Source organism: Pedobacter sp. GW822-FHT03F06 (genome assembly GCF_058801365.1).
The window spans coordinates 416,066-428,500 of record NZ_JBXANE010000004.1 but is presented as its reverse complement, the minus strand read 5'-3'; the positions used below and the strand labels follow the sequence as shown (position 1 = coordinate 428,500).

The following is a 12,435-nucleotide window of genomic DNA, read 5'->3' as shown; positions in this document are numbered from 1 at the left end:
ATGGATATTAAAAAATTAATCTTGTTGATAATTGGTGTGGTTTCTCTTGCCGCATGTCATAAAGACCTTGGCAATTATGATATCGATATGCCTATCGAGCCTAAACTGGCTAACCTCGATTCTGTTTACACTGCAAGTGTAGGTGATAGTTTGATCATCAAACCAAAAATAGAAGGTGTGGATGCGGCTAATGTAGAACTTCAATGGAAAATCAGTGTAATGGAAGGGAATGATGTTCTTTATACCGGACCAGCATTAAGGATCATATTCGGCTTGCAGGCTAAAAGATACGCTGCCCGTCTTACGGTCTTCAACAAAGCAAACGGAATGAAATATTTCCATAAGTTTTATATAGACGGCGGAACCGAATTTGCCAGCGGTACAACGGTATTGAGTGTCGAAAATGGAATCACACAGTTCTCATTTGTAAAACCAGATGGCAGTGTAAAGGCACGTTTGTACAGGGCAATGCAAGGGAAGGATTTGCCTGCAAACCCCACAAATTTATTTTTGCTTAGGAATACGTTTACGGGCGGTACATTGTTAGGGTATTGGATTATTACAAAAAATGGCGGAATCAGGCTGGAGCCCAATACCATGCAGGAAGATCCAAAATACCCGAATACACTTAAGGATAACTTCTTTACACAACCAGATAATCTTGAGGTTGGTTCACTGATTTCGCATCCTCAAGGGGTAATGATGGGCGTTGTAAACGGTAAATTTTATGGTGGAACAACGAGCACATGGGATCAGGCAGCTACTTATGGAATGTTCGGCTTACCTGCTGATGGTGATTATGAATTGGCCCCATCTTTTGTAATGAGCTTTACGCAATCGGCTACTTATTTTATTGGCTTCGACAGAAACAGAAAGCAATTTGTCCGGATCAATCTTTATGGAGCGCCTGTTTACTTTGGTACCCAATATTCGGTTACCACAACAAATGCCTTCGATCCTTTAAATGTGGGTATGGACCTTGTTCATCTGGAGCAACTTAATAACGCAGATTGTTTTGCCTATTGTAAGGGTACCGATGGGAAGATTTATGAATTAAAGTTCAATGTTCAGTTTAACGGGCCGTTTACCTTTACCCCTCAACATAAACGTCTTTTTGTACGCCAGGAGTTAATTAACGAAAATACAAAATGGAGTGGTGCTAAAAATGGGGTAATCTATATTGCCAATGGTAGTAAAGTGTATCGATATAATCCTGTAAATGAGGAGCTAAGAGAGCTGGCTACTAGCTTTAGTGGTAAATCGATTACGATGTTAAAACTTACCGAAGACGAAGAAACGCTGATGGTAGGAACAGAAGAAACCGTTTCTTTCCTAAATATAGCTACCGGAATGAATGGTGTATTCATTAAAAAGATCGAAGGGATTCCCGGCGCTCCGGTTGATGTTGCAATCAGAAAATAATGCTGTTCCACGCTTGGGCTTAAATCTGAGCGTGGAACTTATTTAAACATAAAGAAACATACAAATGAAAATCATAAAATTAGCAGTATTGGCCTTTTTGTTACCAGTTTTAAGCTGGGCACAAGCGCCGAATTTTAGTTTAACAGGTAAAATAGGCACATTGGGTGCACCGGCGAAAGCCTATATCGATTACATGGATAATGGTGTAAGTCACGAAGATTCAGTAGCGCTTGTTAATGGAAGTTTCAAGTTTGCCGGACATATTTCTGGTAATGCTTATGCACGCATGGCCTTAGATCATACTGGCAGTGGCAAAGGTAAGGCGGTGTATACCGGAGATGTGATTTATTTTTATTTTGGTAAGGAACAGGTAACAATCACTTCAAAAGATTCTTTGGAAAATGCTGTTTTTGCTGGTTCAAAGGTTTACCAGGAATATGAGGCCTATAATAAAGCCATTGGCGGTACCATTATGGCGCTTACCAAAGCTGTAAATATCGATTTTAACCGCGGTACACCCGACCAGCAAAAAGATACCGCTTATATGAAAGCGGTAGATCTGCGTTACAGAAAGAACATCCAGAACAGAACAGACAAACAGTTTCAATTTGCTAAAGAACACCCAGCTTCGTACTTCGCTTTGGTCGCATTATCAGAAGCTGCCGGAAGTAAGGTTGATGTAGCCAAAGTTGAGCCTCTTTTTAATGCCTTGAACAAAGCTTATCGCGAAACCGACATGGGTAAAGAACTTGCGCAGCGTATTGCTGCAAGTGGCATTACCGCTGTTGGAAATGTTGCACCGCTTTTTACACAGAACAATGTGGTAGGCAAGCCGGTTTCGTTAGCCAGCTTAAAAGGAAAGGTGGTTCTGGTTGAGTTTTGGGCAAGCTGGTGTGGTCCATGCAGGGCCGAAAATCCGAACCTGGTAAAGCAATATCAAACCTATAAAGATAAAGGTTTCGAAATTATCTCAGTTTCATTGGATAATGTAAAAGAACGCTGGTTAGAAGCGATAGAAAAAGATGGTTTAGACTGGATTCATGTTTCTGACCTAAAAGGGTGGAACAACGAAGTGGGCCGTTTATATGGCGTACGTGCCGTACCTGCAAGTTTTCTGGTAGATGCTCAGGGCAAGATCATCGGCAATGGCTTGCGTGGCGAACCTTTGAATAAAAAGCTTGCAGAAATATTCAATTAGTTATTGGCTGATAAATATAGATCATGAAAAAGATGCTAACGGCATGCCTGATGCTGGTTTCGCTACTCACTTTTGGGAATACGAAATATCGGGAGAAAATTGCATTAAAGGTTTTGTATGTGGGCTATAATCCCGATAAGCCAATCCCGAAAAATGTAGTTTATTATTCAACTGCTCCAGCTATTATTGAAAAAATATACAAAACCAGAATGGCCGATTTTAAAGCTTTTTTGGAACAAAGATTTACTGAGGTTAAGGTGATAGATGTAGCTGATTATAAGGTAGAAATGTCTGATGGGGTAGATGTAACGCTGATGGATGCAGGTCCGGTTAACATGCCCGCAAACTTTAGTCGCCCGATGGTTTTGATGCATGCCATGGCACCCAATGTGGGTTTACCTTTAGGTTTAAAATTCGATTGGTACTGCCAGTGTTTGGATGATGAAGCCTTGAACATCAAAACCGATCATCCCATTTTTAATACCCCAAATGCTGTGAAACTAACCATGGTGAAAAAACCGACTCCAGGTTCTTTTTTTAATGGTCATCAGGGAGTTGGTACACCAAAAGAAATGGATAGGTGGCAGGTGGTAAAGCAGGGCTTTTCTTCAAAAGAACCTTACCTGATCGGTATGGTTTCGCATGGTGAAGGATTTAATGATTCGCCTGATGCCGAATCTATTTCAGGTGGCGTTTGCCTTAAAAATGCCGAAGCAGTAGCATTAGGTCGCCAGGGGAATTACTTTATGTGGGGTTTTGCAGGCTCTCCAGATTATATGACAGATGAGGCGAAAGATGTTTTTGTAAACACGATTTGTTACATCAAAAAATTCGATCATCTTCCGTCTATTGTTAAAAAAGTGCAGATCGAAACCCGTAGCGGTATCGATGAACTGATCTATCGGTTAAGCAAAGATCTTTATAATCAGGCCATTGTTTCGCGACGGGAAGGTAACCTCCGTATGCTTAAAATGCAACAGGAATTAAAGGATAAAAAAGCAAAAGGCGAAGATATTGGCCATGGCAACGAAATGTTCTTGAAAATGCCGGTAACCAACGATACTCAATCTTTTGAAGACTATGTAAAAGGTTATGCCGGAGATAGTTTATTTGCCATTTATGGTACTAACATCAGTCTCTATCACAAGTATTACCGTCAAAATTACGAGTATTTCTATCCCTCTGGCGTTTATACCCTTCAGTTAGATCGTGATGTACAAAAACTAGGCATTTCTAATCGTAAAGTGGCGCTTTTAGATAAATGTGTAGGTTTATTGGAGGCCAACAAAGAGGTAGCAATGGCCCAGCGTTTGCTCGAACGTTACACTACTCAAAAATTCAGCAAAGTAGCTGAATGGAGAAATTGGCTCAATTTAAACCGCAATAATCTATTCTATACCGAATCCGGTGGCTTTAAATTCATGGTTAATACCTATGGAAAAGGTCTTCCTACCGGTCAACAGCAAAGTTATCAGTTGCCGAAGGCGGTTGTTAATGACGAGCCTACCACTGCCGATCCGGTTGCGGTTTCTGCAAGATTTATTCCCGGTAATGGCCATAAAAAAGACAGTTTGCTTATCGAAGCCAAAATTTTAAAAGGTTGGCATATTTATGCTTATGTGTCTAAAGATAACCCATTTGTGGTTACAGAAACCAGATTGGAACTTCCTGAAGGCGCCGTAGCGGATCATGAATGGAAAACTACAGCAGCTATTCCATATCCGGGCAACGAGGGCATGTTTATTTTTGAAGGAAAGGCAAACTTTAGGATAATGGTCGATTACAGCAAGGCCAAAGCAGGCACTAAAATTAAATGTGGTTTATACTATCAGGTGTGTGATGAAACCAAATGTTACCCACCGAAAGAAAAGATATTGGAGATACTCATCTAATCTACCTATGCGCTCAGCATGGCCGGTAAAATGGCCTTGCTGTTTTTTAACTCCTTAATTTAAAATATGAAACCTTTTTTCAGGCTTTACCTTTTGGTTTTGCTGTGTGTAACCTGTACTTCATTGTGGGCGCAATCTGCTGCTAGCAGAACTGATTCGCTTCACAACAAGCTTTTGGCAGAAATGATAACCGTGCCTGCTCCTAATTTTGCCTTAAAAGACCTCGATGGAAATGTAGTATCGTTAAAAGACCTTAAAGGAAAAGTAATTGTACTCGATTTCTGGTCTACATGGTGTGTGCCCTGCAAAAAATCTTTTCCTGCCATGCAACTGGCTGTTAATACCTATAAAAACGATCCTTCTGTAAAATTCTTATTTATCCATACCTGGGAAACCAGCAAAACACCAGTTGAAGATGTGAAAAAATACATCGCACAGTCGGGTTTTAATTTCCAGGTGCTGATGGACCTGAAAGATGGGGCTGGGCATAATGCTGCGGTTGAAGATTACGGCGTAAGTGCCATCCCTGCAAAATTTATTATCGATAAAGCAGGCAATACAGTATTTAAACTAACCGGCTTCACCGGAACCGATGCCGCTGCGCTCCAGGAAATTGCTGAGCGGATTACATTGGCAAAAAATCATAAATAACAAATGAATAACGCTATAAAGGGAATAGCAGTAACGATAGTTATGCTGCTCAGCTTAAATGCTGTGGCCCAGAAAAAACAGGTTGCCAAATTTCAGAAAACCATTGCCGAAGCTGTTAAAAAAGCCTATCCTGCAAGTGTAAGGATGTGGGGTTTCGATGTACAGCAAAACCAAAGAACCAGTGCACAGTTTAGTGGTGTGGTGGTGAGTGCCGATGGCTACATCTTAACGGCAGCACATACCATTTTACCCGGTAAAAATTATAAGGTCTTTTTTCCTGATGGCCGCGAATGCATCGCGCTAGCCCTTGGTAAAATAGAAAACAAAGCGACGCCAGGCATTCCGGATGTGGGCATGATGAAAATTACCGATAAGGGAACTTGGCCCTTTGCAGAGATGGGCTATTCGGCAAGCTTGCTTAAAAACGAACCTTGTATCAGTATTTCATATCCCGAAACCTTAAATCAAACGTTGCCAACATTAAGGTTAGGAAATATTGCAGAAGTGAAAAATGAATATGGTTTTATCCGCTCAACCTGCAAAATGGAACCAGGTGATTCTGGTGGACCTTTATTCGATTATTATGGCCGCGTAATCGGATTGCACAGTGCCATTGATGTCTCAGAGGAAATGAATTTCGAAATTCCAGTCGACCTTTACCGCCGCTATTGGACAGCGCTAAAAAGTGAAAGACTTTATACCGCTTTCCCAGAGGAGAAGGATAGTGTGAAAACAGATCCCTTGTCTTTGCTATTACAGAAAGAAAGCAAACAAAAGGCTTTACATCCTGATTTTAATATGCCAACGCTTAAAAATAGCTGCTTTTCCATCAAAAGTATGCTAAAAGGAAAAAACGAGGATATTTACGCCACTTTATTGAATGTTAACACGGCAAATGGAGCTAAAAAACAGTTTCTACTGAGTAAAAGCACTATGGTTGGTGAGCAAGCACTATGTGATATTAATGGAGTTGCCGTGCCAATTAAATTAATTGGAAAAAATCAGGAAAATGACCTGGTTTTATTTGAACTTGAACAGCGAATAACCGGTGGGATTGATTTAAATATTTCTGATAGCAACAGCGTTAAAATAGAATTGGGTAAACTTCTTTATAGCATTGATCCCGCTGGCAAAGTGATGCGCAGTGTTTTGGGTAGTGCGCTATTTAATTTGCCTAAAATAAACAGTCAGCCTTATTTGGGTGCAATGGTGATGTATAATTCCAGCCCCGTTCAATTCTCGTTAGTTAAAGCGGGCAGCCCGGCAGAAAAGGCGGGAATAAAAGTTGGCGATGAACTGATCAGTATGAATGGTAAACCGATAAAAAAAGCAGGCGATTTCGCTCCAGAAATACTGAAGTATTGGGCAGATGACGAAGTTATTTTTGAATGGGAAAATGCTTCAGGTAAGATGAGTAAAACACTAAAATTAGAGGGAAGGGGGCAGTCGGTATTTAATCACCCGGCAGAGAAATTTGAAGGTGGAAAGTCGGAGCGGAGAGATGGTTTCAATGCTGTTTTTACACACGATGCGGCCATTAAAGCCAATGCCTGCGGTTCGCCTGTTTTCGATTGGGAAGGTAATTTTTATGGGATTAACATCGCGAGGTTTAGCAGAACAACCACAGTAGTGGTTCCAAAGAAAACGATCATAGAATTTATTTTGAAGACTATTCAGTAGTTTGGTTTTCGCCACGGAAACACAGAAATCACGGAAGTTCTATTGATCGGTGTCTCACCGACCGACAAGGACTGCCTAAACCTGCTTTACAAAAACGATACATTATGCATTATTATTTGGAGCGGTTTGCCTGTGCTACGATTAAAGTTTGTTCCCGTGCTTCGCTGTATCCCTCCGCTGCGCTTTGGGGATGCCGCTACGCCCGGGGCTAAGCACTCTTTTTCTGTGGAGAACCTGATACATAAGTAATTACCTTTGGTGGGTTCGCTTCAGGATCGGTTCGGCGTAGCTTCTGTACAACAGCCCCTGTTAAATAAACCTTATTGAAGCGGCTATCCTTTTTGTTGCAAGACTAATTGTTTATGTGATTCATTCACAAAAAGATAGAAGCGGAAAGAAGGACTGTCTACACCGAAAAGCACTGCACCTGCTTTACAAAAACGATACATTATGCATTATTATTTACTATTTGGAGCGGCTTGCCTGTGCTACTATTTAATTTGCCACGGAAGCACGGAAATCACGGAAGTTCTATTTCGGTTGGTGAGACACCAACCGATAAGAAATTAAGGTACTATGCCTATTTCTTCAGTAACGTATCAATCTCAGTATTAAATTCTTTCACAAATTCATCATAAAATTTACCGGTTGCCGGACCGTTAAAGCCCGTATGGATCTGCGCTACATTGCCCTGTTTATCAATAATTATCGTGGTTGGGAACGATAAAAAAGAATCGAGTGCAGGCAACGATTCAGATACCACCTGCTTATCGGCAGTACCTGCAATAACCTGATCGTATTCAATGCCAAAACGTTCGCGGAAACGTGTCATCACCTTTTTTGCATATTCGGGTTCGGTTGAGCGCTCATAATGCAAAGCAATAATTTCTACACCGCGTTTCTTGTTTTCTTTATACCAGGGTGCAATAAAAGTAGCTTCGTCAACACAATTTGGGCACCAGCTTCCGGTTATGGTTAAAATCACTACCTTGTTTTTATATTTTTCATCCTTTAACGAAATCTTTTTGCCGTTTACATCAGGAAAACTAAAATCAAGCGTTTTGTATCCTTTTTTCAGGTAGGTAAGTTTGTAAGGATCGGGCAGGGCAGCATCTTTATTTTTAGTTCCGGTAAAAGGCTGGCTTCCCCTTGCACCTAAAATTTCGCCAGTTAATGAGCCATCTGACTGAAAAGTTCCTTTGTAATAGGCAGGAGAGGAGCCAATAAAGCTCGAAAGTTGAAATTCATTTCCTTCTACTACCCCTTCCAGATAACGCGAATCGCCTGTTACACGTAGAAAAGTGCCGGTAAGTTTGTTGCCGGTTTGCTTAAATAAACCTACTGTTTTTTCTTCCTTACCATTTGGCGATTTAAAAACTACATCATAACTGCCAGAATAATCTGCCGTTGCAGGTTTACCTGTTGTTTTAAAACGGTAATTTTTCCTTTCAGCAACAATTACCAAAGGTTTGCCAGCTTTATCCTGTTTCCTTAATGTACCTGTTAATTGGTCTCCATCTATCGCAAATGCGAGTTCATTATCAAACTGATCAAGTTTTACGAAAAGCGAATCGGCCGTTTGTTTTACTAGGCCACCTTCGAAACTTTCTTCAGCATTGCGGAAATATAATTTCTGCTGACCGCTTTTTTCATTGATCTCGAAATTAAAAGGAATTTCCAGACCTTCCTTTATCTTGGCTATTCCACGCCAATTGCCGAGGGCAACAAAGGCTTTAGATTTTATTTTGTTGAGTTTTACTACCTGATTGGGTAAAGTATTATGTTCCTGGGCATAGATAAAAGTTGTTGATATAGCCAATATGGCTGTTGAAAGGGATTTAAGTTTCATTGGGATGTGTATTGACGACTAAATTAGTAGACAAAGATATGGATGTAATTGGGAAAGAAAAAATTTTTCAATAAAAATCTATAAAAACTATAGGATAAATGGAATTAATTATACCTTTGCAGCAGTTATTTTAAAATACTTATCAAGAAAGGCGGAGGGAATGGCCCTATGAAGCCTTAGCAACCATCTAATTTTTAGAAATGGTGCTAATTCCATCTCAGATGAATCTGGGGTAGTTAAGTCAGTTGATTGCGTTATCCTTATAAGAATATATGGAGCACTTCTGATTTATGGGGGTGCTTTTTTTTTGCCCCGATGCAAGCTTGATAAGTAAATACGGTTTAAAGAAAATTATTCAAATGAAAAAAACAGACGAGCTAAAACCCATTAATGCACACCTTAATGCATCCTTCCGAATGCGCATGCCCTGTTAAAATCGCTCCATTTTAACAGGCTTCTTTAGGCTAACCATTCCTTTTTATTTTTTTTAAAACAATACGTTTTAGTCGTAGTGGAATTGTTTTGCCCAAAAATATTATCCCTTTTTAACTAATTAACTACACAATATGTTTAAAAATTTAAAATTAAAAACGTTTATCCTGCTGCTCTTCCTGGCACAAAAGCTTTCTGCTCAGGATGTAACGGTTACCGGAACGGTAAAGTCGGCAGATGGCGAAACACTGCCTGGCGTTTCTGTATCAATAAAAGAAACCAGGCAAGCTACTATTTCTGATGCAAAAGGGGCTTTTTCAATTCATGCACCCGATAAGGGCACATTGATATTTTCATATATCGGTTTTAAAAGCCAGGAGATACAAATCAATAAAAATGCTGGCCCCATTTCGGTCATTCTTCAGTCAAGCGATAATGCGCTTGATGAAGTAGTGGTTACGGCTTTGGGGATTTCCAGGGAGAAAAAGTCGCTGGGTTATGCGGTTCAGGAATTGAAAGGGGACCGTGTAGCTGAAGCAAAAGAATCCAATCTGGTAAATGCACTCGCTGGAAAAATAGCTGGTGTACGGGTAACCAACAGCCAGGGAAGTATGGGCTCGTCTCGTGTGGTCATCAGGGGAGAAACGTCTATTGCTGGAAATAACCAGCCTTTATTTGTGGTTGATGGAATTCCGGTAGATAACGCTCAGTTAAACTCTGCAGGGGCAAGAGATTATGCGAACACCATTTCGGATATTAATCCGGAAGATATAGAATCGATGAGTGTGTTAAAAGGACCCAATGCCGCTGCATTATACGGCTCGAGGGCTGCTGCAGGGGTTATACTCATTAAAACCAAAACCGGTAAATCGAAAAAAGGATTGGGCATTGCCATCAACTCAAATGCAGTATTGGAAACTTTGCTTACATTACCTGTATATCAAAATGCCTTCGGTCAGGGATCGGAAGGCAAATTTAGCTATGTAGATGGTGCAGGTAAAGGCATTAACGATGGGGTAGATGAAAGCTGGGGTCCGAAATTGGATGGTAGATTAATTCCACAATTCTATTCGAAGGGAGTGGCCGTTCCATTTGTTGCGCATCCCGATAATGTGCGCGATTTCTTTCAGACGGGATATTCATTAAATAATGGGGTATCTGTTGCAGATGCCGGCGAAAAGTATGATTACCGGATTTCATACAATAACCTGAAACAGGTTGGTATAGTGCCTAACTCTGGTCAGGGCAAAAATTCGTTTGTGCTGAATACATCATTAAAAATAACACCGAAGTTAACCTTAACTGCCAACGCAAATTATAGCAAACTTAATTCTGATAATTTACCTGGAACAGGAGGTTCAAGATCTACCAGTACCATGTTGCAGTTTACCTGGTTTGGCCGTCAGGTTGATATCAACCAATTAAAAGATTATTTGGATGAAAATGGAAAAACGTTTAACTGGAACAATAGCTATTACAGCAATCCGTATTGGGTAGCTTACGAAAATACCGTATCGCAAAACCGTAGCCGGATTATTGGAAGTTTAGCCCTGAATTATAAGATTATTGATGGACTTGATTTAAATTTCAGGTCAGGAACGGATTATTATAATGATAGACGTAAAGTTAGGATTGCCTATGGTACCAACGGAACGCCTTTCGGTTCTTATACAGAAAGTGCCTTTACGGTAAGTGAAAATAATACCGATGCAACATTAAACTTTAACAAACAGTTGAATAATGATTTTAGTCTCGAATTGTTAGGTGGTGGGAACATCCGCAGGCAATATATCGAGCAGAACGATCAAAGTGCACCTAAATTGGCCATCGCAGGGCTATATACACTTAAAAATTCTCGTGATCCGCTGATTTCATCAAATAATTTATCAAGATTAAAATCTTACAGTGTTTATGCATCCGGACAGCTTGGTTTCAGGAATTACCTGTTTGCAAACATCACAGCCCGTAACGATTGGTCATCTACCTTACCAGCGCAAAATAGATCGTATTTTTACCCATCATTTAACGGAAGTTTTGTAGCAACAGAAGCATTTGACATTAAAAGTGAAGCGCTTAACTATTTGAAAATACGTGGAGGCTGGTCTAAAGTAGGTAAAGATGCAGATCCTTATCGCTTAATCAATACTTATGCATTTAGTGCGCCGTTTAATGCAAACCCTCAGCTTACCACAAGTAATATCGATCTTAATCCTAACCTCAAACCAGAAACTACCACTTCAACAGAACTGGGCGTTGAGGCGGTATTCTTTAACAAAAGGTTACGTTTCGATTTAAGTGCATACAATACCAATAGCTACAACCAGATTTTGGCAGCTGATGTAAGTCAAAGTACCGGATTTAGCTCAAAACTGCTTAATGCCGGAAAAATAAATAACAAAGGCATAGAAGCACAGTTGGGCATTACACCAATTAAAAAACAGTTTACCTGGGACATTGATTTCAATTTCGCTGCAAACAGGAGTAGGGTAATTGAGCTCGATGCGGAGAAATTATTAACGAATTACATTGTCGCTACCAATTCAGCGCAGGTGATTGCTACCGTTGGACAACCTTATGGATCGCTTTTTGGAACAGCCTTTTTAAGAGATGGCAATGGAAATATCATTGTAAACGCTACAGGTGCACCAGCTACAAATCCAACGAAACAGGTATTGGGAAAATATACACCAGACTGGATTGGCGGGGTGTACAATACCTTCACATATAAAGGTATAAGTTTAGGTGTATTGGTTGATGCGAGTATCGGTGGTTCTATCTACAATGGTACCTATGCAACAGGTACTTATACCGGAGTTTTAGCTTCTACGCTTCCGGGAAGAGCAGCAGAATACGGTGGTATTTCTTACTATTATCCAGATAATAAAAAGGAAAATGGCACCGTAAGGGTAAACGGAACCGCTCCGGCAGGTGTAACGGTTTATGATGACGGGATTGTTTTTGATGGCGTAACGGCTGATGGTAAACGTAATGAAAAAGTATTACCTGCCCAACAATATTATAAATCGTTCAGGAATATCGATGAAGCCAATATTTTCGATGCTTCTTACGTTAAGCTTCGTGAAGTTAAGCTTAGTTACAATTTGCCAGCAAAATGGCTCCGCCCATTAAGTTTACAAGGCGTTTCAGTATCACTTGTGGGGCGCAACCTTTGGATTATCCACCGCAATACAGTAGATATCGATCCGGAAGTAGCCTTTAATACGGGTAACGGACAGGGGTTGGAAAGTCTTTCTAACCCGAGCACACGCAGTTACGGTATCAACCTGAATGTTAAATTTTAATCTGACCAT

At 40.4% G+C, this 12,435-nt stretch carries 7 protein-coding genes and 1 riboswitch; of the genes, 6 read left to right on the top strand and 1 reads right to left on the bottom strand.

Annotated elements, in window-relative coordinates:
* The 5 genes from AC1RJ8_RS09475 to AC1RJ8_RS09455 all read left to right on the top strand — a co-directional run bounded on the left by AC1RJ8_RS09475 (position 1) and on the right by AC1RJ8_RS09455 (position 6,843).
* Complete coding sequence (locus AC1RJ8_RS09475; RefSeq protein ID WP_492953324.1) at positions 1–1,422, top strand: PKD-like family lipoprotein; 1,422 nt, start codon at positions 1–3, stop codon at positions 1,420–1,422.
* Between the two features lie 64 nt (positions 1,423–1,486).
* Entirely contained in the window at positions 1,487–2,620 is a 1,134-nt protein-coding gene (locus AC1RJ8_RS09470; RefSeq protein ID WP_492953325.1) for a redoxin domain-containing protein, read from the top strand.
* A gap of 23 nt (positions 2,621–2,643) precedes the next feature.
* Positions 2,644–4,512, top strand: coding sequence for a protein-disulfide reductase DsbD domain-containing protein (locus AC1RJ8_RS09465; protein WP_492953326.1), 1,869 nt, complete (start codon positions 2,644–2,646; stop codon positions 4,510–4,512).
* Positions 4,513–4,578: 66 nt separating this feature from the next.
* The gene (locus AC1RJ8_RS09460) at positions 4,579–5,163 is read left to right on the top strand and encodes a TlpA family protein disulfide reductase (RefSeq protein WP_492953327.1); all 585 of its coding nucleotides are present in this window, start codon (positions 4,579–4,581) and stop codon (positions 5,161–5,163) included.
* Between the two features lie 3 nt (positions 5,164–5,166).
* Positions 5,167–6,843 (top strand): trypsin-like peptidase domain-containing protein, encoded by a 1,677-nt coding sequence (locus AC1RJ8_RS09455; RefSeq protein ID WP_492953328.1) that lies wholly within the window; start codon positions 5,167–5,169, stop codon positions 6,841–6,843.
* Positions 6,844–7,423: 580 nt separating this feature from the next.
* On the opposite strand, the gene AC1RJ8_RS09450 is transcribed toward AC1RJ8_RS09455, so the two are convergent.
* The gene (locus tag AC1RJ8_RS09450; protein ID WP_492953329.1) at positions 7,424–8,692 is read right to left on the bottom strand and encodes a peroxiredoxin family protein; all 1,269 of its coding nucleotides are present in this window, start codon (positions 8,690–8,692) and stop codon (positions 7,424–7,426) included.
* Positions 8,693–8,828: 136 nt separating this feature from the next.
* Positions 8,829–8,935, top strand: a riboswitch (SAM riboswitch).
* A gap of 323 nt (positions 8,936–9,258) precedes the next feature.
* Here AC1RJ8_RS09450 and AC1RJ8_RS09445 point away from each other — a divergent pair.
* The gene (locus AC1RJ8_RS09445) at positions 9,259–12,426 is read left to right on the top strand and encodes a SusC/RagA family TonB-linked outer membrane protein (RefSeq protein ID WP_492953330.1); all 3,168 of its coding nucleotides are present in this window, start codon (positions 9,259–9,261) and stop codon (positions 12,424–12,426) included.
* Positions 12,427–12,435: the final 9 nt, after the last annotated feature.

Bases quoted from the DNA above. Each gene is read 5' to 3' on its own strand.
- AC1RJ8_RS09470 (WP_492953325.1), top strand. From the start codon at position 1,487: ATGAAAATCATAAAATTAGCAGTATTGGCCTTTTTGTTACCAGTTTTA.
- AC1RJ8_RS09450 (WP_492953329.1), bottom strand. From the start codon at position 8,692: ATGAAACTTAAATCCCTTTCAACAGCCATATTGGCTATATCAACAACT.
- AC1RJ8_RS09460 (WP_492953327.1), top strand. From the start codon at position 4,579: ATGAAACCTTTTTTCAGGCTTTACCTTTTGGTTTTGCTGTGTGTAACC.
- AC1RJ8_RS09455 (WP_492953328.1), top strand. From the start codon at position 5,167: ATGAATAACGCTATAAAGGGAATAGCAGTAACGATAGTTATGCTGCTC.
- AC1RJ8_RS09445 (WP_492953330.1), top strand. From the start codon at position 9,259: ATGTTTAAAAATTTAAAATTAAAAACGTTTATCCTGCTGCTCTTCCTG.
- AC1RJ8_RS09475 (WP_492953324.1), top strand. From the start codon at position 1: ATGGATATTAAAAAATTAATCTTGTTGATAATTGGTGTGGTTTCTCTT.
- AC1RJ8_RS09465 (WP_492953326.1), top strand. From the start codon at position 2,644: ATGAAAAAGATGCTAACGGCATGCCTGATGCTGGTTTCGCTACTCACT.